Origin of the sequence: Occultella glacieicola, assembly GCF_004353825.1 — a bacterium.
GTDB classification, from domain to species: Bacteria; Actinomycetota; Actinomycetes; order Actinomycetales; family Beutenbergiaceae; genus Occultella; species Occultella glacieicola.
In genome coordinates this window covers 288692-311657 of record NZ_SMNA01000007.1, presented here as the reverse complement: position 1 = coordinate 311657, position 22966 = coordinate 288692, and the positions used below count along the sequence as shown (strand labels likewise).

Annotated in this window: 24 protein-coding genes and 1 pseudogene; 9 read left to right on the top strand and 16 right to left on the bottom strand. The window is 72.8% G+C overall.

Annotated features, from left to right (window positions below):
• Nucleotides 1-20: 20 nt before the first annotated feature.
• On the bottom strand, nt 21-1874 hold the full coding sequence (menD, locus tag EXU48_RS16425) for a 2-succinyl-5-enolpyruvyl-6-hydroxy-3-cyclohexene-1-carboxylic-acid synthase (RefSeq protein ID WP_235857078.1): 1854 nt from the start codon (nt 1872-1874) through the stop codon (nt 21-23).
• A complete protein-coding gene (locus EXU48_RS16420) occupies nt 1871-2878 on the bottom strand; it encodes an o-succinylbenzoate synthase (protein WP_133108740.1) in 1008 nt (335 codons plus the stop codon). Before EXU48_RS16420 ends, menD begins: the two co-directional genes overlap by 4 nt.
• Before the next feature lie 67 nt (nt 2879-2945).
• Here EXU48_RS16420 and EXU48_RS16415 point away from each other — a divergent pair, with 67 nt between their 5' ends.
• Nucleotides 2946-3917 carry a 1,4-dihydroxy-2-naphthoyl-CoA synthase gene (locus EXU48_RS16415; RefSeq protein WP_133108739.1) on the top strand — a complete coding sequence of 324 codons (972 nt, stop codon included), beginning with the start codon at nt 2946-2948 and terminating at the stop codon, nt 3915-3917.
• 7 nt (nt 3918-3924) lie between these two features.
• Here the strand turns inward: EXU48_RS16415 and EXU48_RS16410 are convergent, their stop codons facing one another.
• Nucleotides 3925-4239: a hypothetical protein gene (locus EXU48_RS16410; protein WP_133108738.1), complete on the bottom strand. Its 315-nt coding sequence runs from the start codon at nt 4237-4239 to the stop codon at nt 3925-3927.
• A 136-nt stretch (nt 4240-4375) separates the two neighbouring features.
• Here EXU48_RS16410 and EXU48_RS16405 point away from each other — a divergent pair, with 136 nt between their 5' ends.
• Nucleotides 4376-6079, top strand: coding sequence for a cation:proton antiporter (locus EXU48_RS16405; protein WP_133108737.1), 1704 nt, complete (start codon nt 4376-4378; stop codon nt 6077-6079).
• A 95-nt stretch (nt 6080-6174) separates the two neighbouring features.
• Here EXU48_RS16405 and EXU48_RS16400 read toward each other — a convergent pair whose 3' ends face one another.
• Complete coding sequence (locus EXU48_RS16400) at nt 6175-6942, bottom strand: LLM class F420-dependent oxidoreductase (protein ID WP_133108736.1); 768 nt, start codon at nt 6940-6942, stop codon at nt 6175-6177.
• Nucleotides 6943-7022: 80 nt separating this feature from the next.
• The gene (locus tag EXU48_RS16395; RefSeq protein ID WP_133108735.1) at nt 7023-8096 is read right to left on the bottom strand and encodes a DUF3048 domain-containing protein; all 1074 of its coding nucleotides are present in this window, start codon (nt 8094-8096) and stop codon (nt 7023-7025) included.
• Between the two features lie 56 nt (nt 8097-8152).
• Here EXU48_RS16395 and EXU48_RS16390 point away from each other — a divergent pair, with 56 nt between their 5' ends.
• Nucleotides 8153-9334 carry an AMP-binding protein gene (locus tag EXU48_RS16390; protein ID WP_235857077.1) on the top strand — a complete coding sequence of 394 codons (1182 nt, stop codon included), beginning with the start codon at nt 8153-8155 and terminating at the stop codon, nt 9332-9334.
• A gap of 206 nt (nt 9335-9540) precedes the next feature.
• Nucleotides 9541-10419 carry a 1,4-dihydroxy-2-naphthoate polyprenyltransferase gene (locus tag EXU48_RS16385; protein WP_133108734.1) on the top strand — a complete coding sequence of 293 codons (879 nt, stop codon included), beginning with the start codon at nt 9541-9543 and terminating at the stop codon, nt 10417-10419.
• A gap of 123 nt (nt 10420-10542) precedes the next feature.
• On the opposite strand, the pseudogene EXU48_RS25140 reads toward EXU48_RS16385, so the two are convergent.
• Nucleotides 10543-10716: pseudogene (locus EXU48_RS25140) on the bottom strand (DUF4229 domain-containing protein); the annotation flags it as partial.
• A gap of 22 nt (nt 10717-10738) precedes the next feature.
• On the opposite strand from EXU48_RS25140, the gene EXU48_RS16375 reads away from it, so the two are divergent.
• A complete protein-coding gene (locus EXU48_RS16375) occupies nt 10739-11203 on the top strand; it encodes a PLD nuclease N-terminal domain-containing protein (protein WP_133108732.1) in 465 nt (154 codons plus the stop codon).
• Nucleotides 11204-11234: 31 nt separating this feature from the next.
• Here the strand turns inward: EXU48_RS16375 and ccsB are convergent, their stop codons facing one another.
• Genes ccsB through EXU48_RS16345 form a run of 6 tightly spaced genes read right to left on the bottom strand, consistent with a single transcriptional unit; the run spans nt 11235 to nt 16601 of the window.
• Nucleotides 11235-12251 carry a c-type cytochrome biogenesis protein CcsB gene (gene ccsB, locus EXU48_RS16370; RefSeq protein WP_235857076.1) on the bottom strand — a complete coding sequence of 339 codons (1017 nt, stop codon included), beginning with the start codon at nt 12249-12251 and terminating at the stop codon, nt 11235-11237.
• Nucleotides 12248-13966: a cytochrome c biogenesis protein ResB gene (resB, locus tag EXU48_RS16365; protein ID WP_235857075.1), complete on the bottom strand. Its 1719-nt coding sequence runs from the start codon at nt 13964-13966 to the stop codon at nt 12248-12250. The genes ccsB and resB overlap by 4 nt, the downstream gene beginning before the upstream one ends.
• Nucleotides 13967-14761 (bottom strand): cytochrome c biogenesis CcdA family protein, encoded by a 795-nt coding sequence (locus EXU48_RS16360; protein WP_133108731.1) that lies wholly within the window; start codon nt 14759-14761, stop codon nt 13967-13969.
• 28 nt (nt 14762-14789) lie between these two features.
• Nucleotides 14790-15410, bottom strand: coding sequence for a TlpA family protein disulfide reductase (locus EXU48_RS16355; protein ID WP_235857074.1), 621 nt, complete (start codon nt 15408-15410; stop codon nt 14790-14792).
• The gene (locus tag EXU48_RS16350) at nt 15407-16051 is read right to left on the bottom strand and encodes a histidine phosphatase family protein (RefSeq protein ID WP_133108730.1); all 645 of its coding nucleotides are present in this window, start codon (nt 16049-16051) and stop codon (nt 15407-15409) included. Before EXU48_RS16350 ends, EXU48_RS16355 begins: the two co-directional genes overlap by 4 nt.
• Before the next feature lie 43 nt (nt 16052-16094).
• On the bottom strand, nt 16095-16601 hold the full coding sequence (locus tag EXU48_RS16345) for a MarR family winged helix-turn-helix transcriptional regulator (protein WP_133108729.1): 507 nt from the start codon (nt 16599-16601) through the stop codon (nt 16095-16097).
• Nucleotides 16602-16741: 140 nt separating this feature from the next.
• Here EXU48_RS16345 and EXU48_RS16340 point away from each other — a divergent pair, with 140 nt between their 5' ends.
• On the top strand, nt 16742-17296 hold the full coding sequence (locus EXU48_RS16340; RefSeq protein WP_133108728.1) for a YceI family protein: 555 nt from the start codon (nt 16742-16744) through the stop codon (nt 17294-17296).
• A gap of 218 nt (nt 17297-17514) precedes the next feature.
• Here the strand turns inward: EXU48_RS16340 and EXU48_RS16335 are convergent, their stop codons facing one another.
• Entirely contained in the window at nt 17515-17778 is a 264-nt protein-coding gene (locus EXU48_RS16335; protein WP_207947778.1) for a glutaredoxin family protein, read from the bottom strand.
• A gap of 102 nt (nt 17779-17880) precedes the next feature.
• On the opposite strand from EXU48_RS16335, the gene EXU48_RS16330 reads away from it, so the two are divergent.
• The gene (locus tag EXU48_RS16330; RefSeq protein ID WP_133108727.1) at nt 17881-18681 is read left to right on the top strand and encodes an HAD family hydrolase; all 801 of its coding nucleotides are present in this window, start codon (nt 17881-17883) and stop codon (nt 18679-18681) included.
• Nucleotides 18682-18806: 125 nt separating this feature from the next.
• Here the strand turns inward: EXU48_RS16330 and EXU48_RS16325 are convergent, their stop codons facing one another.
• From EXU48_RS16325 to EXU48_RS16315, 3 genes are all read right to left on the bottom strand, one after another.
• Nucleotides 18807-18905: a 30S ribosomal protein bS22 gene (locus EXU48_RS16325; RefSeq protein WP_003792170.1), complete on the bottom strand. Its 99-nt coding sequence runs from the start codon at nt 18903-18905 to the stop codon at nt 18807-18809.
• A gap of 193 nt (nt 18906-19098) precedes the next feature.
• A complete protein-coding gene (locus EXU48_RS16320; protein ID WP_133108726.1) occupies nt 19099-19308 on the bottom strand; it encodes a helix-turn-helix domain-containing protein in 210 nt (69 codons plus the stop codon).
• A gap of 150 nt (nt 19309-19458) precedes the next feature.
• Complete coding sequence (locus EXU48_RS16315) at nt 19459-20646, bottom strand: acetoin utilization protein AcuC (protein ID WP_133108725.1); 1188 nt, start codon at nt 20644-20646, stop codon at nt 19459-19461.
• Nucleotides 20647-20723: 77 nt separating this feature from the next.
• On the opposite strand from EXU48_RS16315, the gene EXU48_RS16310 reads away from it, so the two are divergent.
• Together EXU48_RS16310 and EXU48_RS16305 are read left to right on the top strand one after the other, a co-directional pair.
• A complete protein-coding gene (locus EXU48_RS16310) occupies nt 20724-22100 on the top strand; it encodes a TrkH family potassium uptake protein (RefSeq protein ID WP_235857073.1) in 1377 nt (458 codons plus the stop codon).
• Nucleotides 22093-22791 carry a potassium channel family protein gene (locus EXU48_RS16305; protein ID WP_268958185.1) on the top strand — a complete coding sequence of 233 codons (699 nt, stop codon included), beginning with the start codon at nt 22093-22095 and terminating at the stop codon, nt 22789-22791. The genes EXU48_RS16310 and EXU48_RS16305 overlap by 8 nt, the downstream gene beginning before the upstream one ends.
• Nucleotides 22792-22966: the final 175 nt, after the last annotated feature.

The following is a 22966-nucleotide window of genomic DNA, read 5'->3' as shown; positions in this document are numbered from 1 at the left end:
CTCCAAGATCGTTGTGAGCACTACTTCAGTCGATCGACCTTGCGGTCACCTCGACCCGGGCTGGGAGCTTCCTGGGAGTTCGTCGACGGTTCCGCGTCCGCCAGCGCGGCGGCCACGGCGTCCCCGATCCGCCCGGTCAGGGCGAGCGCACGAGCCCGGGCGGTGCCCCCGTCCAGGCGCACCTCCACCACGCTGCGGCCGCGTCCGGGGTCGGCGAGGGCCGCCGCGAGATCCGCGGAGGTGGCGACGACCCGGTGCCGAGCCCCGAAGCCCGCCGCAAGTGCGCCGAGGTCGAGGCCCTGGGGCGTGCCGAAGAGCCGGTCGAAGTCCTCGGCGTGGGCGGCGGTGCCGTGTTCGAGGGTGGCGAAGATGGAGCCGCCGTCGTCGTTGAGCACGATCACCTGCAGGTCCACCTCCGGCTCGAGCCTGCCGCGGGCCAGCCCGCCGACGTCGTGCTGGAAGGTCAGGTCCCCGATGAGCGCACGCACCGGCGACCCGGTGGCCAGGGCCAGCCCGGTCGCGGTGGAGATGGTGCCGTCGATGCCGGCCAGGCCCCGGTTGGCGAACACCCGGGCGGCGTTCTCACCGGCGCCGACCGGCGCGGCCAGATCGGCGTCCCGGATCGCCATCGACGAACCGAGCATCACCGTGCCGCCGGCCTCGAGCACGGCCCGTGCCACCCGGGCACCGTCGAGCGGATCGGGAACCATCGGGCCGGACCGCTCGGCGGTCGGGACCGCCTCGTTCGTGGGATCGTCGGCCAGCGCCCGCTCCGCGGCCGCCGAGGCCAGCGCCCACCGGCCCGCCCAGGCGCGCTCGTCGATCGTGATCTCACCCGCCACGTCGACGGCGCCGTGGACCGCGGCCGCGTTGCCGGCCACGTCGACCCAGTCCGGCCCCGGGCCGACGACCACGACGCGCGGTTCGGTGCGGGCCAGGAGCGCCGAGACGGGCCGGCTCAGCGTGGGTCGTCCGAGCACGACCACCCGCTCGATGCGCGGCCCGAGCCCGGGGTGGGCGAGCAGGACCCGGTAGCCGGAGACCGCAGCGGCCGTGTGCCGGGCCCCCGAGCCCGGCTCGGCGAGCACGGGCCAGCCACTGACCGCGGCGAGCCGGACGGCCGCAGCACCGGCGCCGTCGCCGGCCACGATCACGGTCCGGGGCCCGCGGTCCAGGACCGTCGGCGCCGACACCGCGGCGGGGGTGAGCTCGGTGCTGGTCGTCGGCGGTGGGCCGGGGACCCAGTCGTCGCCCGGTGCCAGCGGGTCCCGGAAGGCGACGTTCAGCTGGACCGGCCCGGGGTGGGCGGACCGGAGACCGCGGGCGGCCGCGACCGCCCGCACCACCGCGGTCCGGACGCCCCGGGCGGGCACGGCATCGTCGGCCGGGATCTCGCCGGACCACCGCAGCGCGGAGCCGAAGAGGTCCGCCTGGTCCGTGGTCTGGTTCGCACCGACGCCGCGCAGCTCGTGCGGACGGTCGGCGGACAGCACCAGCAGCGGCGCACCCGAGTGGGACGCCTCGAGGACCGCCGGGTGGAGGTTCGCCACGGCCGTGCCGGAGGTGGTCACCACGGCGGCCGGCCGGACCCGCGCGATGCCGAGGGCCACGAACCCGGCGCTGCGTTCGTCGACGCGCACGTGCAGGCGAAGCCAGCCGGCTCGCTCGGCGGCGAGCAGTGCGTACGCCAGCGGGGCGCTGCGCGAGCCGGGGGCGAGCACCACGTCGCGCACCCCCGCCGCGACGAGTTCACCGACGAGGGCCCGGGCGGTCGCGGCGGACGGCACCGGAGTGCCGGGCGCGGCTGTGCTCGTCGGGCTCGTCGGGCTCGTCGGCCTGGTCGGGTCGGCCGGGCCGCTCGGCTCCGCGCTCACCGCGACACCGCCCCGCCCCTGGTCCCGGCTGAGGCGTCCGCACCGACCGGAACGGCCAGGCCGGTGAGCTCGGCGACGGCGTCCAGCCGGGCGCGCCACCGGGCCGTCCGAACGTCGTCGGCCGCGGTCGCCTCGAGCGCGGCCGGATCGGGTTCGGGCCGGCGGACCGCGATCGTGCCGTCGACCGGGACCAGCGGGTCGGCCACCACGTCCGCGGTGAGCAGGTGCACGGTGGCGAGCCCGCAGGCGTGCTCGAGCGTCGGCAGCGCCGCCGCCAGCGCGAGCCCGGCCGCGATGCCGACGGACGTCTCGAGCGCAGAGGACACCACCACGGGCAGGCCGACCTCCTCGGCGATCCGTAGGGCCGCGCGGACACCACCGAGCGGCTGCACCTTGAGCACCACGACGTCGGCGGCCTCGGCGCGGACCACCGCCATCGGATCCTCGGCACGCCGGATGCTCTCGTCCGCGGCGATCGGCACCGACCCCCGACGTCGCAGCGCGGCCAGGTCGGCGACGTCGGCACAGGGCTGCTCGGCGTACTCCAGCCCGCCCGCGGCGCGGTCGAGGACCGCGAGCCGGCCGAGCGCGGTGTCCAGGTCCCAGGCGCCGTTGGCGTCGATGCGGATCCGGCCGCCCGGGCCGAGGGCGCTCCGCACCGCCTCGAGGCGGGCCTGCTCGTCCGCTACGGACTGGCCGGGCTCGGCCACCTTGACCTTCGCCGTCGTGCATCCGCCGGAGGCGGCCACGATCTCGGCGGCCCGGTCCGGACCGACGGCCGGCACCGTGACGTTGACGGGGATCCGGGTGCGCCGCGGGGCGGGCCAGCCGAGCGTGGCGGCCTCGTGCGCCGCGCGCCACCACGCCGCGGACTCGGCGATGTCGTAGTCCCAGAACGGGGAGAACTCGCCCCAGCCGGCCGGCCCGGCCACGAGCACGCCGTCCCGGACGTCCAGCCCACGGAAGCGGGTGCGCAGGGGCGTGGCGTAGACACGGGGGTTCACCGGTTCAGGATAGGGCGACGGTGTCGATGCTGGTGGGGGCACCGGCCGCACGTCCTAAGGTGTCAGCGTGACTGACTCCGCTCCCCTCCCCGCCCAGGTCTCCGACCTGTTCGACCCGCAGCGTTGGCGCGAGGTCCCCGGCTTCGACCTCACCGATCTCACCTATCACCGCGGGGTCGACCGCACCGGCGACCGGCCACGGGACCTGCCGGTGGTCCGGATCGCGTTCGACCGGCCCGAGGTCCGCAACGCGTTCCGCCCGCACACGGTCGACGAGCTCTACCGCGCCCTCGACCACGCCCGGATGAGCCCGGACGTGGCCGCCGTGCTGCTCACCGGCAACGGGCCGAGCCCCAAGGACGGCGGCTGGGCGTTCTGCTCCGGCGGCGATCAGCGGATCCGTGGCCGGGACGGGTACCGGTACTCCTCCGACGGCGCCGAGGGCGCCGAGGGGGCCGAGGGGGCCGCCGTCGATCCGGCCCGGGCCGGCCGACTGCACATCCTCGAGGTGCAGCGGCTGATGCGCACCATGCCCAAGCCGGTGATCGCCGTCGTGCCCGGGTGGGCGGCCGGTGGCGGACACAGCCTGCACGTCGTCGCGGACCTGACCATCGCCTCCCTCGAGCACGGCCGGTTCAAGCAGACCGACGCCGACGTGGCGTCCTTCGACGCGGGGTACGGCTCGGCGCTGCTCGCCCGGCAGGTCGGCGACAAGCGCGCCCGGGAGATCTTCTTCCTGGCCCGTGCGTACTCCGCCGAGCAGGCGCAGGCGTGGGGCGCGATCAACGAGGCCGTCCCGCACGCGGAGCTCGAGGAGCGGGCCCTGGAATGGGCGGCGATCATCGCGACCAAGTCGCCGCAGGCCGTCCGGATGCTGAAGTTCGCGTTCAACATGGCCGACGACGGACTTGCCGGGCAGCAGGTGTTCGCCGGCGAGGCCACCCGGATGGCCTACATGACCGACGAGGCGGTCGAGGGGCGGGACGCGTTCCTCGAGCGTCGGCCGCCGGACTGGTCCGGCTTCCCGTACTACTTCTGAGCCGGGCTCAGCCGAGCATGTAGTCGGCGAGCAGTCGGACCACCCAACCCGCGGCGGCCGCGAGGCCGGTGAGGATTCCGAGCACGGCGAGCAGGGACAGGGTGGCGGGCAGCAGGCCGTCGCGGACCGGCCGCGGGCGGGCGTCCACGGCGGCGAACCGGGTCGACGGCGGCGCGTGCGTTCCGCGGTCGTCCGCGGCCCGGCCGGTGGGCACAGCGGGCACGGCCGGGCCGGTGGGACGCGGCTGCGTGGGCGCTGTGGGTCGTGGACGCGCGGGCAGGGCCGCGCGGGCAGTGGTGGGTGCGGGGGTGATCGTGGCCATGTCCCGATCCTGCTCACCGCCGCTGCCGTGCACATCGTGCCCGGAGCGCGACTCCGGCCGGCGCCCTCCTCCCGAGGCACCATGGCGCCGTCATCCCGAGGTCTGATGCCGGCGGGCGACCCCGTAGGTTTCTGTCATGGAGTACGCACTCGCCGCCGTCGCCGCGATCGTCACGATCGTGCTGGTGGCGAGGTTCGCGCCGAAACTCGGGGTGGCCGCGCCGCTGATCCTGATCGTCGTGGGCAGCCTGTTCAGTTTCCTTCCGTTCGCGCCCTCGGTCGAGGTCGACCCGGAGTGGATCCTGGTCGGGGTGCTGCCGCCGCTGCTGTACTCGGCGGCCGTGAACGTGCCGCTGATGGACTTCCGGCGCAACCTCAAGGCGATCACCGGGCTCTCGGTGGTGCTGGTGATCCTCAGCACCGCAGTCTCCGGGTACCTGCTCTACCTGATCTTCCCGGACCTGGACCTGGCTGCCGCGTTCGCGCTCGGCGCCGTGATCAGCCCGCCGGACGCGGTGGCGGCCACCGCCATCGGCAAGCGGCTCGGGCTGCCCGGGCGGCTCGTCACGGTGCTCGAGGGCGAGGGCCTGGTCAACGACGCCACCGCGCTGGTGCTGCTTCGGTCCGCGATCGCCGCCACCGCAGGGGTGGTCTCGCTGTGGGGATTCGTCGGTGACTTCGTGTTCGCGGTCGCCGTCGCCATCGGGGTCGGGATCGCGATCGGGTTCGCAACCGTCGCGGTGCGGGCGCGGCTGAACAACCCGGTGCTGAACACCTCGATCTCGTTCGCGGTGCCATTCATCGCCTATCTGCCCGCCGAGGAACTGGGCGCCTCCGGGGTGCTCAGCGTGGTGGTGGCCGGGCTGGTCGCCGGGCATCGCAGCGCCACCCGGCTGACCGCCCAGGACCGGATCAGCGAGCGCCTGAACTGGCGCACGGTGCAGTTCATCCTCGAGAACGGCGTGTTCCTCCTGATGGGCACCGAGGTGGCGACCCTCGTGGTGCAGGTCGAGGACGACGACCTCGGCGTCGGCTCCGCGGTCCTGATCGGCCTGCTCATGACGGCCGTGCTGATCGTGGTCCGGTTCGCGTTCATGGTGCCGCTGATCGCCAGCCTGCGCCGAGACGCGCGCCGGGCGCAGACCCGCGGGGTCTACCTGGACCAGGCACTCGACCGGCTGCGCGGGGCCCCGACGGACGATCCGCGGGTGCGGGCCCGAGCGTCCCGGATCAGCCGCATGCTGGCGCGCCGTCGCGCGGACGTGGACTCGCTCACCGCGGAGGGCCTCGGCTGGCGCGGTGGCGTGGTGCTGGGCTGGTCCGGGATGCGCGGTGTGGTCACGCTCGCCGCGGCCCAGTCGCTGCCCCGGGACCTGCCCTACCGGCCCCAGCTGATCCTGGTCGCGTTCACGGTCGCCCTGGTGACCCTGCTGCTGCAGGGCGGCACCCTGCCCGCCCTGATCGGCCGACTTCGGGTCACCGGCGCGAGCGCCGAGCGTGAGCGCGACGACCTCGCCTCGCTGCTCGAGGAGATCAGCACCACCGGGCTGGCCACCGTCAGCGACACCGCGCTGGAGGGTGAGGAGCCCGTGGAGCCGACGATCCTGACCAGGGTCCGCGCGGAGAGCGTGCTGCGCGCCGCAGCGGTCCGCGAGACCGGGGGCGACGGCGGCGCGCACGCCGTGTACGTCCGGTTGCGCCGACGGGTGCTCGAGGCCGAGCGGGCCGCCCTGATCGAGGCACGCTCGCTCGGGGTGCACCGTTCGACCTCGCTCGCCAAGGCCGAGCACCTGCTGGACCAGGAGGAGGCGCGGCTGTACCGGCACGACGGCGGCCACTGACCTCGGGTGGTCGGGGCCCGGTCCCGTCGGACTGCTCGGGGCGACCGCCCGCGGGGCGACCTCGCAACGGCCGGGTGCCGGCTGTGGTCGGTGCGTTAACGCGCGTCGCGCCAGGCGAGCGCGTCGCGGACCGTGGTCAGGTCGTAGTCGGGTCCGCTGACGCCGATCGTGAACAGCCGAACCCCCTCGGCCACGTACTGCTCGGCCTCGTCCGCGCCCGGCCAGGAGGTCGATCGGGAGATGAGAGCGGGGTCCCGGCCCACGTCGGCGCAGTGGTCGGCGAGGATGCCGCCCTTGCGCTGCAGGGTCTCCAGATCCGAGAAGGAGTGCCAGATGTCGGCATGCTCGGCGACCAGGCGCAGCGTCTTGCGCTCCCCTCCCCCGCCGATGAGGATCGGGATCTCGCGCACCGGGGCCGGGTTCAGCTGTTCGAACCGGGACCGGATCCGGGGCAGGTACTCCTTGAGCAGGTCCAGACGGGTGCCCGGGGTGCCGAACTCGTAGCCGTAGTTCTCGTAGTCCTTCTCGTTCCAGCCGCCCCCGATGCCGAGGATCAGCCGACCGCCGCTGATGTGGTCCACGGTGCGCGCCATGTCCGCGAGCAGGTCCGGGTTGCGGTATCCGCCGCCGGTCACGAGCGCACCGATCTCGACCCGCTCGGTCTGTTCGGCCCAGGCGCCGAGCATCGTCCAGCACTCGAAGTGGTGACCGTCGGTGTCCCCGTTGAGGGGGTAGAAGTGGTCCCAGTTGAAGACGATGTCGACCCCGGCGTCCTCGGCGCGCAGCACCGCGTCGCGGATCAGGCCGTAGTCGGGGGCGTGCTGTGGTTGGAGCTGGGCGGCGATGCGTACGGGTGCGGACACGGGATTCTCCCTGTGGTCGGGTGGTGCCTGGTGGACGGGCTCTGCGGCGTTGCCGGATCCTGCGGCGGGGTGGCGCGACGTCAGCCGATCGAGATCGATCCGGTCGAGGTCGGCAGCAGCTCGACCCAGGTGTTGCCCGGGGCCAACCTGATGACGGCACCGTCGGCGGTGGTCAACGTGACCGGCGACGCGTCGTCGGGCTTCGTCCAGGTCCCGGTGATCGTTCGTCCGCCGGTGGCGACCACGGCCTCCCCGGAGCCGGCCATCACGGTCTCGGGCACGGAGGCGCCGCTCGGGTCGGTGTAGGAGGTCGTGACGACGTCGACGCGCAGCACCACGACGTTCACCGCGGTCAGTTGCCCGGTGTCGCTCGTGGTGGCCGGGGCACCGTCCTCGGTGCGCAGCCAGAGCCCCTGCCCGGCGTCCCAGGTCCATCCCGGGTGCGCCTGCGGGAAGTGCACCGCGATCGAGCCCGCGGCGGTTCCCGCGGTGACCGCCGAGGCCGCCTCGGCGGTCCGGGCGAACGCGAACTGCTCCGGCGGCGGGGCGCTGTGCGAGTCGTCCGCCTGGTCGAGGAACTCCTGCGGGGTGCCGTACAGGTTGTGCGGTGCGAACCGGTCCGGGGTGCGGTAGAAGCCGGCCTGGCCGCCGTCGTGGCTGAGCACCTGCAGTCCGGCGTCCCGCACCGCCTGCACGAACGGGGACTGCCCTCCGGAGAAGACGATCAGGCCTCCGTACGGCGCGGAGATCCCGGCATCCATCGGGCGCACCGACCGCACCGGGCCGACCTCGGCCGGGAGCGTCGAGTGGTAGACGGCGTTGAACCGGGTGATGCCGCCCTCGACCATCTGTTCCCAGACCACGTCCGCCGCCTGCAGCCCGGTCTGCGGGCGGGACGCGTTCGAGTTCTCGATCTTGATGGACATCGCGGGGCGCTCGACCACCTCGCCGGGCACGCCGGTCAACGGCCAGCCGATCACGGCGGCCGGCTCCGGCGGGGCGGCCTTGGCGACGACCACCTCCGGCGGGACCTCGACGATCTCGGTGGCGGGCTCCTCGGGCTGCCCCGAGCATCCGACCAGCACGAGGAGTGCGGCGGCGAGGATCCCGATGGCGTTCCTGCGCCGGATCCCGGCTCTGGTCGCGTTGAACATCGCGCTTACTCTAGCCCCAGTGCCGGGAGCGACCGGCCGCCTCCTACGCTGGGTCCGTGCCCGCATCCACCACCCCCGGTCAACCGGGTCCCGCAGCCGGCCCCGACGACCGGCCGGCCCCGGTGCCGTACGACCTGCTCGCGGCGATCACGGCGGCACTCGACGGCACCGGCCCGGCGGTCACGAACGCCCCGACGACGACGGCGGTCGCCGATCGAGCCGGGTCCGGCACCGCCGCCATCCTGACCACCTCCGGCTCGACCAGCGGCGTCGGCCGCCCGGTCGCACTCGGCGCGGCGGCGCTTCGGGCCAGCGCGGCGGCCACCGAGGCCCGACTGTCCGGACCGGGGCAGTGGCTGCTCGCCCTGCCGACCGACCACGTGGCGGGCCTGCAGGTGCTGATCCGCTCGGTCCTGGCCGGGACCGTCCCGGTGGTGGTCCGCCCCGGCCGGTTCACGCCGGCGGCCCTGGCCGCCGGCCTGCGCGCGATGCGCACCGACGTGCCCCGATACCTCTCCCTGGTGCCCACGCAGTTGGTGCGGGTCCTGACCGACGGCGGCTCCGCCGTCGACCTCCTGCGCACCTGCGCCGCCGTGCTCGTCGGCGGCGCGGCCACCGCGGGAGGCGTGCTGGCCGCTGCCCGGGAGACGGGGATCCCGGTGGTGACCACCTACGGCATGACCGAGACCTGTGGCGGTTGCGTGTACGACGGCGTCCCGCTCGACGGCGTCGACGTGCGGCTGGCCGCCGACGGCCGGATCCACCTCGCCGGGGCCGTGCTGGCCGACGGCTACCTCGACGACGGTCCGGACCCGTTCGTGCAGTTCGCGGGCCGCCGGTGGCTGCGCACCGGGGACGCCGGCACCCTGGAGGGCGACACCCTCGCCGTGCTCGGGCGCGTCGACGACGTGCTGGTCACCGGGGGCCTCAACGTGCACCCGGCCGCGGTGGAGCGGGCGATCACCGCGCTGGACTCGGTCGCCGAGGTGGCCGTGGTCGGGGTCCCGGACGCCGAATGGGGCGAGTCGGTCACGGCCGTGGTGGTGCCCCGGCCCGGCGTCGCCCCGCCCGACCTGGCCACCGTGCGAGCCGCTGCCGGCGGTGGCCCGGCGGCGCCGCGCGCCCTGCTCGTGCGCGCGGGACTGCCGCTGCGCGGACCCGGCAAGGTGGACCGGCGGGCCGTGGCCGCGAGCGCGGCCGCGGACCTCGCCGCCGGGTTGGGCGAGCAGCACGGCTAGCCGGGCGGCGTCGCCTCTCGGGGTCGGCTCCTCGACGGTTCCGCTGCCTACGGCGTGAGGTGGGCGGTCCGGCTCAGGTGGGCGACGTCGACGTGATGCGTCGCCTACGGATGGGGCACCAGGTAGATGCTCATGCCACAGACCAGGCGCTATATCCTCGCTAGCGCACTCCATCCCGGGTGCCTGCCCACAGGAACGGAGTCCGCATGCCCTCGGTGAGTGACTGGCTCGAGGGGGCCCGGCTGCGCACCCTGCCGGCGGCGGTCGCACCCGTTCTGGCCGGCACCGGCGCGGCCGCGTTCGTCGGCTCGGCGTCGGTGCTGCGCGCCCTGCTGGCCGCCGGGGTGGCCCTGGCCCTGCAGGTCGGCGTGAACTTCGCCAACGACTACTCCGACGGCATCCGCGGCACCGACGACGTCCGGGTCGGGCCACAACGGCTGACGGCGTCCGGTGCGGTCCCGCCGAAGCGGGTCAAGGCCGCGGCATTCGGCGCGTTCGGGGTCTCCGGACTGTTCGGGCTGGCGCTGTGTGCGGTGTCCGGGGTGTGGTGGTTGCTGGCCGTCGGGGTGGTCTGCGTGGTGGCCGCCTGGTTCTACACCGGCGGACGCTCCCCGTACGGGTACCGGGGCCTGGGCGAGGTGGCGGTGTTCGTGTTCTTCGGGCTGGTCGCCACCCTCGGCACCACCTACTCGCAGGCGCTGCGGATCACCGGTCCGGCCGTCCTCGGTGCGGTCGGGATCGGCCTGCTCGCGTGCGCGCTCCTGATGGCCAACAACATCCGCGACATCCCCACCGACGCCGGCGTCGGCAAGCGCACCCTGGCCGTCCGGCTCGGGGTGCGGCGGGCGCGGGGCGCCTACGTGGCGATGGTCGTGGGCGCGCTGCTCGCCGGGCTCGCGGTGACCGCGTGGACCCCGTGGGCGCTGCTGCTCCTGCTACTGGCGCCGGTGGTCGTGATCCTCGCGCGCCGGGTCCTCGGCGGGGCCACCGGTCGCGACCTCATCGGAGTCCTGCGGGACACCGGACTCCTCGAGCTCGCCTTCGGCCTGGTCCTGCTGGCCGCCCTGCTCCTCGGCACCGCCTGAGCGGACGGGCTCCGATCGAGCCTCCCGCCTGAGTCTGGCCATCGAATCGGCCTCCGCGTCCTCCTCCGCGGCCTCGTCTGCGAGCGCCCGGGAGAACCGGTCCCCGCCCGCCCGCCGCGCGGCCACCGCATCGGCGGCCTTTCGACGTGGCCCCTCGAGCAGCACGTAGGACAGGCCCGCACCGACCAGGACCGCGGCCAGCACGAGGAGCCAGCTGCGCAGGCCGAGCAGATACAGCACGGCACCGGCGGCGACCACCAGCAGGATCCGGAGCACGCTGTAGATGAGGAGAGCCATGGACTCAGCGTAGGCTCTGACAATGAGGTTCCTGCTCGTCCTGGCCATCATCGGCCTCATGACCTACGCCATTCTCGACGTCACCCGCACCGAGGACGACCGGCGGCGCCTCGGGCTGCCGACCTGGCTCTGGGTGGCCATGATCATCATCGCACCGGGGGTCGGTGCCCTGATCTGGCTGGTCGTGTCGCGGCTGCCGGTCGCCGCCCGCGGCGACGCCGGCCCCGAGGAGTACCGCGCACCCCGGAGCCAGCGGCGTCCGTCCCGGCCGGTCGCGCCCGACGACGACCCCGAGTTCCTGGCCGGGCTCAACCGGCCGAAGCCGCCGGAGGTCACGAAGGCCCCGGAACCGCCCACTCCCCCGGCGCTGCCGCCGAGCGGGCCGGCCGAGCGCACGAAGCCGGCCAAGGAACCCGGCGACGGCCCCGACGGTCACGAAGGGCCCCGCACCGGCACCAACCCCGGCGACACCGAGGACCGCGCGTAGCGGCCCTACGCTCGGGGGGTTCGGAGCCCGCTCAGAGGCCGGCGTAGGAGTGCTTGCCGCTGAAGAAGATGTTCACGATGTAGAAGTTGGCGAGCACCGCCATGAACCCGACGAGCGCGAAGTAGGCGAACTTCTCCGCGGCCCAGCCGGTCGTGACTCGCGCGTGCAGGTACGCCGCGTAGATGACCCAGATCACGAACGTCCAGGTCTCCTTCGGGTCCCAGCCCCAGGGCCGGCCCCAGGCGTGCTCGGCCCAGATCGCGCCGGCCACGAGGGTGAACGTCCACGCCACGAACCCGACGGCGTTGAGCCGGTAGGCGAGGCGCTCCATGTTGGCCGACGGCGGCAGTGCCTCGATGATCCGCGAACCGAACGTCGCGCGGGGCTGCTTCGGCGTCGTCGTCTCGGCGACGGCCGTCGCGGTCGCACCCGGACCGAGGTCCGCCGTCGCGCCCGAGGTGACCTCCGCCGTCGCCGTGGACGTCGCGGCAGCGGTGACCGGCGCCCGCCCGCCGCGGGCCCCGGCCCGCTCGGTGCGGGCCTTGACCAGCTGGGCGACCGAGATCATCGCCGCCAACCCGCTCAGCCCGGTGGCGAGCGTGGCCACGGACACGTGGATGACCAGCCAGTAGCTGCGCAGTGCCGGCTGGACGCCGTCGGCCTCGACGTACAGCACCGTGACGGCGAGCATCAGCGCCAGGAACGCGAGCATCGAGACCCCGACACCGAGATAGCGCACGTCCCTGCGGGTCTGCAGGCCGAGGAAGATCGCGACCACGAAGAACGTGAACATCAGGGTGAACTCGTACATGTTCGCCCACGGCACCCGCCCGGCGGCCAGTCCGCGGACCACGATCGCCACCAGTTGGAGCCCGGCCCCGAGCCACATCGTGGCCATGCCGATCCCGGCGGCACGGCGTCGGCGGTCCCTCGGGGCCCCGATGCCGAGCGCACTGACGTCCACGGCGAACGCGATCATCGCGACCACGTAGGAGGCCATCGCCCCATAGATCAGCAGGGTGCTGATGTCGCCGAGATCGCTGTTCATCGGTCCTCCTCCGTCGTCGCGGGCCGATCGTCGTCGAGCACCGCCAGGACCCGGTCCAGCTCGCGCTGGAGACCGGGATCGTCGCCGCGCGCCAGGGCCGCGGCCGACACCACTGTAGCCCCGTCGGTACCCTCCACCAGTCGCACCCAGATGCGTCGCCGCGGCAGGAACAGGGACGCCACCAGGCCGGCGAAAGCGAGGCCGGCGAACACACCCATCCACACGATCGACGGGTCGTGGCGCACGTCGAACGCGGCGAACCGCGGCAGGTCCTCGAAGGTGATGGTGCCGAGCCCGTCCGGCAGCTCGGCCGACTCACCGGGCCGCAGCGTCACCTGCAGGGGCGACTCGGTTCCGTCCTCGGTGGTCGTGACCTGGTCCATGTCCGTGGTGTCCAGCAGATAGAGGTTCTGCGGCACGCCGCTGTCCAGGCCGAGGTCACCGACCCAGACGTTCAGGACCACGGCGGGGTCGAACGGCTGGGGATAGGCGGACCCGGTCAGGTTCCCCTCCTCGTCCGCGGCCGCGGTGGGCAGCAACACCCCGTTGAAGCCGAGCTGGTGCTCGCCGTCGTTCGCGTCCGGCACCATCACCACCCCGTTGGAGGTGTAGTTCGGGTCTGCGGTGGGCAGGAACGGCACGGCCCCGGAGAACGCCACCTCGCCGGTGCCGTCGGTCACGGTGAACCGGGGGGCATACCCGTTCCCGGTGAGGTAGACGCGGGTGTCGTTGGTCTCCAGCGGATGGTTCAGGCGGATGTCCTCGGTGCGGGTGCTGCCGTCCGTCGTGGTCAGCGTGACCCCGGCGATGAACTCCCGCGGCTGGGAGTCGACCGTGAACTCGGACTCGAACGAGTCGAGGCGGACCCGGAACGGCTCCTGGGACTCCGGACCGAACCAGCTGCCGGTGTCGAAGGAGTCGAAGTCGAGCGGCGCGTTGACGAACGTGTCCCCCTCGATCAGCACCACCTGGCCGCGATAGTGCACGAGCTGCCCCCACGCGGTCACCACGAGCAGACCCACGAGCGCCAGGTGGAAGACCAGGTTCCCGGTCTCCCGGCCGTAGCCCCGCTCGGCGGAGATGGTCAGCGCGGTCCTCGTTGCGCCGTCGGCGGCCTTGCCACGCTCGCTGGCGAGCCGGCGCCGGTACCGGCGGCCGAGGGCCACCCGGAGCCGCTCCCGGACCTCGTCCGGGGTCCCGAGGGCGCGGGTCTGACCACGGACCTCGAACCGGGTGAACCGGCTCGGGACCCGGGACGGCTCGGCGCGCAGGTTCTTCAGGTGCACCCAGGTGCGGGGCACGATGCAGCCGATCAGGGAGACGAACAGCAGCAGGTAGACCGCGGAGAACCACGGCGAGGAGTACACGTCGAACAGATGCAGCGAGTCCAACAACTCCGCGGTGTCCGGATGGTCGAGGAAGTACTGCTGCACCGCGTTCGGGTCGACGCTGCGCTGCGGGAAGAACGCGCCCGGCAGGGCCACCACGGCCAGCAGCAACAACAGCAGCAACGCCACTCGCATGCTGGTCAGTTGCCGCCACATCCACCGCAGCCAGCCCCGCACGCCGAGGCCAGCCCCGCCCCGGGGCGCCCCGCTCCCCCGGCCGCCCGAAGCGCCGGTACCGCCGGCGGAGCCGCGCGATCCGGCCTTCGGGCCCGGATCGACGCGTTCGTCGGCCGTGGCAAGACCCTCGGGTTCATACCTGGTGGCCACTCAGATCACCGTCACGAATCCGTCGATGAAGCCCTGCAGCCAGTTCGCCAGCGACGCCCAGACCCCGGTGATCAGGGCCAGGCCGAGCAGCACGAGCAGGCCACCGCCCAGGCGCATGATCGCCAGCCGGTGCCGACGCAGGAAGCCCATCAGTCGGTCGGACGACTTCAGCCCGAGAGCCACGAGCACGAACGGCAGGCCGAGGCCGAGGCAGTACGCGATCACCAGGGTCATCGCCCGGCCCAGGTCGCCGCCGTCGATCGCGAGCGCCTGGACGGCCGCGAGCGTGGGGCCGATGCACGGGGCCCAACCGAAGCCGAACACGATGCCGAGCAGCGGCGCTCCCCAGACCCCGGCCCGGGGGCTCATGTGGAACCGGCGCTCGCGCTGCAGGAACGGCACCGCGCCCAGGAACGCCAGGCCCATCAACAGCACGAGGATCCCGAGCACCCGGGTGATGAGGTCCTGCCAGCGGTACAGGTACAGGCCGACGGAGGTCAGCGCCAGGGTCATCACGGCGAACACCAACGTGAACCCGGCGACGAACCCGAGGATGCCCACCACCAGGCGCGCCCTCGATCCGCTCGACCCCTTCGCACCACCGCGGGTGGGTCCGCCGGAGTCCGCGCCCACCATCCCGCCCACGTAGCCGAGGTAGCCGGGTACCAGCGGCAGCACGCACGGGGAGGCGAACGAGACGAACCCGGCCAGCAGGGCGATCGGCACCGCGGCCAGCATCGAACCGGAGAACACGGTCTCGGCGAACGTGCGGCTGAGCTCCTCGAGCCAGGTCATGGCGTGCCGGCCGGCCGCGTCCGGGCGCTCATGCGCCGGCGGCGAGTTCGTCGTCGATGATCCCGCGCAGGACGGTCGGGTCGGCGATCCCGATGATCCGGGCCGCGACCCGACCCTCGCCGTCCAGGACCACGGTGCTCGGCATCGCGCTCAGCGGGACCGCACCCTGCATCGCGGCGACCCCGGCGGCCTCGGCGTCGTCGAGGCTCGGGTAGGGCAACTCGAACCGGCGCTCGAAGGACTGCGCAGTGCCCGCGTCATCGGTGTGGTTCACGCCGAGCAGGTGCACGCCCTGGTCGGCGTAGTCGGTCGAGATCGCGGCCAGGTCCGGCGCCTCGGCCCGGCACGGCGGGCAGGCGGCGTACCAGAAGTTCAGGACCACGACGTCCCCTCGCCAGTCCGCCACGTCGATCGGCTCGTCGGCGTAGGAGACTCCGGCGAGTTCGACCGGGTCGCCGCGGTCGGCCGCGGCCCAGGCCTGCACGGAACCGTCACCATTGACGTAGGACCCCTGGTTCACCTCGCCGGTCCCGGACGGCGCCGGCTCGCCGGCGCAGCCGGCGAGCATCAGCGCGGCGGCGACCAGCGCTGCCGCGGCGAGCGGCGCACGCCGCCGGGTCCCGCGGCCGGCCGGCCGGGTGCGCCTCACGGGAGCACCGCCGTCGTCGCATCGGGCAGCAGGTCCGCGCAGGGCTCGGTGTAATCGACCGCAAGCAGGGTGCCCCGCTCGAACGTGAGCGTGGTCAGGGAGGCCAGCGTGAGTCGGCGCCGGCGGGGGTCGTGCAGCATCGATCTGCCGAGGATGGTGCTGCGGGCCACCCAGATCGGGAGCTGGTGGGAGACGATCACGGCCTCGTGACCGTCCGCGGCACTCCGGGCGTCCCGGATCGCCGCGAACATCCGCGCCGCCTGCTCGGTGTACGGCTCACCCCAGGACGGGCGCAGCGGGTTGATGAGCTTCGCCCAGTGCGCGGGGTTGAGCAACTGCGCCGGGTTCCGGCCGACGGTCGAGCCCTCGAAGTAGTTCTCGGCCTCGATCACCCGTTCGTCGGTGCGCACGGTGAGGCCGAACGCCCGGGCCAGCGGGGCGGCGGTCTCCTGGGCACGCTGCAGCGGCGAGGCGACCAGGTGCACCAGGTCCGCCCCCCGCACGGTGAACACGTCCGCGATCCGCTCGGCCATCTGGTGGCCACGCTCGGAGAGCCCATAGCCCGGCTTGCGCCCGTAGAGGACCCGATCGGGGTTGTTGACCTCGCCGTGGCGCAGCAGGTGGACGGTGGTACGCGACATGGCCCCAGTCTCGCAAAGTTTCCGGTGTGCTCCGCGCAGTCGGTCAGCTCCGGTGCGCCCGGACCGCGTCGTCGATCTGGTTGAACGCGACGCCGAGATCGAGGAGCTGCTCCCTCGACAGCGCGCCGATCAGCCGACGGCGGACCGAGGCCACGTGCACGGGTGCGGCCTCCTCCAGCCGGGCCATGCCCGCGTCGGTGAGCATGCAGTCAACGCCCCGCCCGTCCTGGGAGCTGCTGCACCGGGACACCAGCCCGTCACGTTCCATCCGGCTCACCGTGTGCGTCAGGCGCGAGCGGGAGTGCACGAGCTCCTCGGCGAGCACGGACATCCGGAGCACCCGACCGGGTGCCTCGGACAGCCGGACCAGCACCTCGTACTCGTGGAGGCTCAGGCCCGTGCCGTGCTCAAGATCACGGCCGAGCGCCTCGAAGAGAACCGAGGTGCCCGTCAGCAGGGCCCGCCAGGCGGCCTGCTGCTCGGCATCGAGCCAACGGACCTCGGCGCCCGGCGGCGTCTGGGTCGGCGTGTCGATCGGCGTCTGTGTCATACGACCTGTTCCTTCTGCGTGCGCCCCGGTCATGTTCGGTGGAGCCCCTTGACATCAGCCTAGGTCTCCGGCATCCTCATTACTACAACGTTCAACTACTCGTTCAAGCAATACCTCACCGAACCCAGGAGTACACCAGCATGAGCAATGTCATCCCCGCCGGTACCTACGTCATCGACGCGAGCCACAGCGAGGTCGGTTTCCAGGTCCGTCACTCGGGCATCGCGAAGGTCAAGGGCCGCTTCACCGAGTTCTCCGGTTCCTTCACGGTCGCCGAGGACTTCGCGGACTCCTCCGCGAACGTCACCATCGCCTCCGGCTCCGTGCACACCGGCAACGAGGGCCGCGACGGCCACCTGACCAGCCCGGACTTCTGGGATGCGGCCAACAAGCCCGAGTGGACCTTCGTGTCCAGCTCCGTCGAGGGCTCGGGTGCGGAGTTCGTGGTGAACGGCGACCTGACCGTGAACGGCGTGACCAAGCCCGTCGCCCTCGAGGTCGAGTTCAACGGCGCGCTCGCGGACGCCGACGGGGCGGACAAGGTCGGCTTCTCCGCCGTCACCGAGATCTCCCGCAAGGACTTCGGCCTGACCTGGAACGTCGCCCTCGAGGGTGGCGGCCTGCTGGTCGGCGACAAGGTCAAGCTCTCGATCGAGGTCGAGGCCGTCAAGGAGACCGCCTCGGTCAACGCCTGACCCGTTCCGGGTTCGACCCCGGAGCACGTAGCGCACCGACGGAGCGCAGCCCCCAGGGCTGCGCTCCGTCGTCGTCCGCGGCTCGGCTCCGCGCCGGTGACCTCGTACGTGCAATCTCGAGATCGCCCCTGCGCAGCGGTGATCTCGAGGAGTCCGGTCCTATCTCGACGCCGGAGGCCGGACCGATGGGCGGGCACGTGGCCCGGACCGGACCGGGGTCAGTGCAGCGCCGAGCGGATCCGCTCCGGGTCGATCCGCCAGTAGCCCACCTGCACCCCGTCGACCGTCACGACCGGCACGAGCTCGCCGTAGCGGTCCTGCAGCCCGGGATCGGTGTCGATGTCCACCTCGGCCCAGGCGACGCCGTCGGGCTCACAGACCGCACGCACCGCGCGTCGAGCGGTGTCGCACAGGTGACAGTCCCGCCGGCTGAACAGCGTGACCCGTGGTGCGGCCCCGTCGGTCGCGGGTGTCTCGGCCATGCCGAACATGCTATCGAGGGCCGCCGTCGCCCGCGGTCGGGACGCGCTGGCACGTCGTCCCGGCAGCGGCCGGCGCGAGCTCGTCATGACTACAGTGAGGTGGTGTCCGCCGACCAGCCATCCGAGCGCGAGGCCACCGGGGCCGCCGCGTTCTTCGACGTGGACAACACGATCATCCGTGGCGCATCGGCATACCACCTGGCCCGGCGACTGTTCCAGCGCGGCTTCTTCCGCCGCCGCGACATCGCCTTCTTCGGCGTCCACACGGTCTACTACCTGACCTTCGGCGAGCGGCTCAGCCACATCGACGACCTCAGGGGGCGCGCGCTCGGGCTGATCAAGGGCCACTCGGTCGCCGAGGTGGCCGCCATCGCCGACGAGGTCTATGACGAGGTGCTCGCGGACCGGGTCTTTCCCGGCACCAGGGAACTGATCGAGTCGCACCTGGCGGCCGGGGACCAGGTCTGGATCATCACGGCCGGACCCAGGGAGCTCGGCGAGCTGGTCGCCCGCCGGCTCGGCGCTACCGGCGCGCTGGCCACCGTCGCCGAGTCCAAGGACGGCTTCTACACGGGCCGCCTGGTCGGGGACATGATGCACGGAGAGCACAAGGCCGACGGCGCCCGCCGGATCGCCGACGAGCAGGGTCTCGACCTGGCGGCCTCGTCCGCATACGGGGACTCGGTCAACGACGCGCCGCTGCTGAGCCTGGTCGGGCACCCGTTCGCGATCAACCCCGACGCGCGGCTGCGGCGGGTCGCCGGCGAGCGCGGCTGGCAGGTACGGGACTTCCGCCGCCGACGGCGGGACGTCCGTCGCGGGGTCCGGACCGCCTCCTGGGCCGGTGCCGTCTGGGTGGGCGCTGTGGCGACCCGCGCCGTGGTGCGGCGCCTACGCGCCTGAGCCTGCGCCGTCGGGCCCGAACCCGCGACGACCGGACATCCCGTCCGGGACCGGACATCACGATGTCCGGGCCCGGCCGGACGGTCCGGTCTCGGCCGACTGCTGGGCGCTGGGCGCCCGGCACGCTACTTCTTGTTGCGGCGCTGGTGACGCGTCTTGCGAAGCAGTTTGCGGTGCTTCTTCTTCGCCATCCGCTTACGGCGCTTCTTGATGACTGAACCCATGGGACCTCGCTACGACTGGGATGAGACCCGCCGTGAGCGCGAGCGGAAGCCGTGCGGCTCCGACCCGACCTCGAGGCGGACTCGGATGAACAGAGAACTAACGACGGGTGCTCGGCCGACGCCCGAACTTCTCGGGGCGCACGCGCTGACACACATCAGCACTACATCAGGGGGTCATCCTACCGGGTATGGATCAGCGCCCGGTTCCGGTCCCCTCCCAGGCACCGAGGCCGTCGGAGAGCAGCTCCTGCACGGCCGCCTGCGGCACCCGGTAGGACTTGCCGACCCGGATCGCGGGGAGCTCGCCCGCGTGCACCATCCGGTACACGGTCATCCGGGACACCCGGGCCAGCTCGGCGACCTCGGCCACGGTGAGGAAGCGCGGCGGCTCGGCCTCGGCCACGTCGCTCACCTCTCCCGATCGCGGTGTCCGTCGGCGGACACACCCACTGTCATGTGGTGCCGGGCGGTGGCGCGTCGGAACGGCCCCACCGTGGCACAGAAGTAAATCCTAGGGGGTCAGCGGCCGGTTCGGGAATCCAACGGCCCCAACTCACGCCGTGAGCGGGTCAAGACCGTGCCATGGGAAGACGCTGCGGCGGGTCGCCATGATGGCCCGGTCGACCGGGTCGTCGGGGTCGAAACCATCCACCCAGGGCCGGAAGCCCACCTCCACGCCGTCGCCCATGGTCGCCGGTACGTCCTGGTCCGAGATCGCCGCGACCTCCTCGCGCCACGACGCGGGCACCGGCGTGGACGCCGGCAGGTCCAGCCCGGCGCTCACCGCGACCAGGTGCGCCCAGGCCCGCGGCACCGTGGACAGGATGTCGTACCCACCACCCCCGGTCGCGAGCCACCGCCCGCCCGCGTGGGTGTCGGCGACCTCCCCGATCAGGGCTGCCGCGGCGCGCAGCCCGTCCATCGAGATGTCCATGGTGGTCAGCGGGTCCCGGCGATGGGTGTCGCACCCGTGCTGGCTGACCACGACCTGCGGGGCGAACTCCGCGGCGATCGGGCCCACCACCGCCTCGATGGCACGCAGCCAGGGCACGTCCGGGGTGTGCGCGGGCAACGGCACGTTCACCGCGGACCCGCGTGCGTTCGGGCCGCCGACGTCCTGCGCGAACCCGGTGCCGGGGAACAGCGACTCGCCGCTCTGATGCACCGAGACGGTGACCACCCGCGGATCGTCCCAGAACGCCCGCTCCACGCCGTCGCCGTGGTGGGCGTCGATATCCACGTACAGCACCCGCTCGCAGCCGTGTGCCAGCAGCCAGCCGATCGCGGCCGCGACGTCGTTGTAGATGCAGAATCCGGATGCCGCCGCGGACATCGCATGGTGCATGCCACCGGCGAGGCTGACCGCGTGCCGGGAGCGGCCGGACCAGACCTCCTCCGCGCCGGCGACCGTGGCCCCGACGATCCGTGCGGACGCCTCGTGCACCCTCGGGAACACCGGGTTGTCCGTGGTGCCGAGGCCCCGGACCGGGTCCGGCAGCCCGTCTCCACCGGCCCGGACCGCGGCGATGAAGTCCCGGTCGTGCACCGTCGCGATCAGGTCGTCCCCGGCCTCGCCGGTCTCGAGCACCCGCACCCCGGGCGCGTCCAGCAGGCCGAGTGCCCGGATCAGGTCCATCGTGAGCCGCAACCGGGCGGGTGCCATCGGATGCCCCACACCGAAGTCGTACCCCAGCAGGTCCGGGCTCCAAGCGAGCGCGACGGACGCGGGCGGCGTGGTCATGCCTCACCGTAACGCCACGCCGGGCCATTGGTGGCACAGTAGGGTCCGGTCCGTCGGCGCAGCGGTGAGGAGAGCAGGTGGCGCGAGAGATCCCGGCGTTCCTGCGCGCCGGACGCGACGCCGTCGACGCCATCGCCCGGCGCTCGCCCGCACGGTTGACGCTGATGGTCTTCGTCGGGGTGATCGCGGTCGTCACCGCCCTGCTGTCCCTTCCGATCGCCACCACGTCCGGCGAGTCCGCGCCGTTCATGGACGCGTTGTTCATGGCCACCTCGGCGGTCTGCGTCACCGGCCTGACGATCGTGGACGTGGCCACGTACTGGTCCACCTTCGGCCACGTGGTGATCATGTTCGCGATCATGGTCGGCGGGCTCGGCGTCATGACGCTCGCCTCGATCCTCGGGCTCGCCGTGTCCCGCCGGATCGGGCTGACCCAGCGGATGCTCGCCGCCCAGGAGACCAAGACCACCAGGCTCGGGGAGGTCGGAACCCTGATCCGGGCGGTGATCGTCGCCTCCCTGAGCCTGACCGCCGTGCTCGCGCTCGTGCTCATCCCCCGGTTCCTGGCGATGGGGCAGGGTCTCGGCTCCGCGGCCTGGAACGGGTGGTTCCTGGCGGTCTCGATCTTCAACAACGCCGGCATCGGGATCATCCCCGGCGGCCTGTACGACTACGTCGGCGACTGGTGGATGTGCCTGCCGATCATCGTCGGCACCTTCATCGGGGCGCTCGGGTTCCCGGTGATCCTGTCGGTGGCCACGAACCTGCGCCAGCCGCGTCGGTGGACCCTGCACGCCAAGCTCACCCTGATCACCAGCGCCGGACTGTTCGCGCTCGGCGCCCTGCTCATCGGCGCCTTCGAGTGGACCAACCCGGCGACCTTGGGGAAGCTGCCGGTCGCCGACCGGATCCTCGGCGCCCTGACCGCTGGGATGACGCCGCGCTCGAGCGGGTTCTCCACGGTGGACGTCGGTCAGATGAGCGAGGCCACCTGGTTCATGCAGGACGCGTTGATGTTCGTCGGCGGCGGCAGTGCGTCCACGGGCGGTGGGATCAAGGTGGGCACGTTCGCCGTGATGCTGCTCGCCATCGTCGCCGAGGCCCGTGGCGACCGCGACATCGAGGCGTTCGGGCGCCGGATCGAGCTGACGATCGTGCGGCTCGCCATCGCGGTCTCGTTCATCGGCGCCACGTTCGTGGGCCTGGCCACCCTGGCCCTGCTGGTGCAGACGGACCTGCACCTGGACGTGATCCTGTTCGAGGTGATCTCGGCGTTCGCGACCTGCGGACTGAGCACCGGGATCACGGCGGACCTGCCCACGTCCTCGCACTACGTGCTGGTCGTGCTGATGTTCGCGGGCCGCACCGGGACAATGACACTTGCCGCCGCGCTGGCCCTGCGTGAACGACGCCGGGTCATCCGGATGCCCGAGGAGAGGCCGATCATTGGTTGACAGCAGAGCACGTGGGAACACGTCCAAGGGTGTGCAGGGTGCCACCGACGCCGGGGTGCTGGTGATCGGGATGGGTCGCTTCGGCGCCTCGCTCGCGGTGACCCTGGACGAGCTCGGCCGCGATGTGCTCGCGGTGGAGCGGGACCCTGATCTGGTCCAGACCTGGAGCGGGCGGCTGCCCCTCGTGGAGGCGGACGCCACGAACGCCGACGCGCTGATCCAGCTAGGTGCCAAGGAGTTCCCGATCGCGGTGGTCGGGGTCGGTACCTCGCTCGAGGCGAGTGTGCTGATCACCGCGAACCTCGTGGATCTGGGTACGCCGCTGATCTGGGCGAAGGCGATCTCGGCCGAGCACGGCCGAATCCTGCAGCGGATCGGCGCCCACCACGTGGTCTACCCCGAGCACGACGCCGGCGCCCGGGTGGCGCACCTGGTCTCCGGGCGGATGCTCGACTTCATCGAGCTCGAGGACGGGTTCACGATCGTCAAGATGCGTCCGCCGCAGGAGACCCACGGGTTCACGGTCGGGGAGTCGCAGATCCGCAAGAAGTACGGGATCACGGTCATCGGGGTGAAGCCGCCCGGTCAGCCGTTCGAGTACGCGACCGAGAACACCCGCATCGACGCGGCGGACACGCTGATCCTGTCCGGGGACACGGTGCTGCTGGAGAAGTTCGCGCGGCGACCCTGAGCGTCTCCAGCCGCCGCACCGCTCGAGGGTGCACTTGTGGCAGCCATTTCAACACTCCCGGCCCGAGCCGCGCGCGAGGCCGGCGCGAGCGCGGCGCGAGAGTGCACTTGTGGCAGCCGCTTCAGCACTCTCACCATCGCGCCGCCCGAGGGGGCGGTACGCCTCGGGCCCGCCG

Coding starts and splice junctions, on each gene's coding strand:
- EXU48_RS16375 (WP_133108732.1), top strand. CDS start 10,739: ATGAGGTTCCTGCTCGTCCTGGCCATCATCGGCCTCATGACCTACGCC.
- EXU48_RS16335 (WP_207947778.1), bottom strand. CDS start 17,778: ATGGCCGAGACACCCGCGACCGACGGGGCCGCACCACGGGTCACGCTG.
- EXU48_RS16410 (WP_133108738.1), bottom strand. CDS start 4,239: ATGGCCACGATCACCCCCGCACCCACCACTGCCCGCGCGGCCCTGCCC.
- EXU48_RS16325 (WP_003792170.1), bottom strand. CDS start 18,905: ATGGGTTCAGTCATCAAGAAGCGCCGTAAGCGGATGGCGAAGAAGAAG.
- EXU48_RS16395 (WP_133108735.1), bottom strand. CDS start 8,096: ATGTTCAACGCGACCAGAGCCGGGATCCGGCGCAGGAACGCCATCGGG.
- EXU48_RS16360 (WP_133108731.1), bottom strand. CDS start 14,761: ATGACCTGGCTCGAGGAGCTCAGCCGCACGTTCGCCGAGACCGTGTTC.
- ccsB (WP_235857076.1), bottom strand. CDS start 12,251: ATGAACAGCGATCTCGGCGACATCAGCACCCTGCTGATCTATGGGGCG.
- EXU48_RS16385 (WP_133108734.1), top strand. CDS start 9,541: ATGCCCTCGGTGAGTGACTGGCTCGAGGGGGCCCGGCTGCGCACCCTG.
- EXU48_RS16405 (WP_133108737.1), top strand. CDS start 4,376: ATGGAGTACGCACTCGCCGCCGTCGCCGCGATCGTCACGATCGTGCTG.
- EXU48_RS16345 (WP_133108729.1), bottom strand. CDS start 16,601: ATGACACAGACGCCGATCGACACGCCGACCCAGACGCCGCCGGGCGCC.
- EXU48_RS16350 (WP_133108730.1), bottom strand. CDS start 16,051: ATGTCGCGTACCACCGTCCACCTGCTGCGCCACGGCGAGGTCAACAAC.
- EXU48_RS16315 (WP_133108725.1), bottom strand. CDS start 20,646: ATGACCACGCCGCCCGCGTCCGTCGCGCTCGCTTGGAGCCCGGACCTG.
- EXU48_RS16340 (WP_133108728.1), top strand. CDS start 16,742: ATGAGCAATGTCATCCCCGCCGGTACCTACGTCATCGACGCGAGCCAC.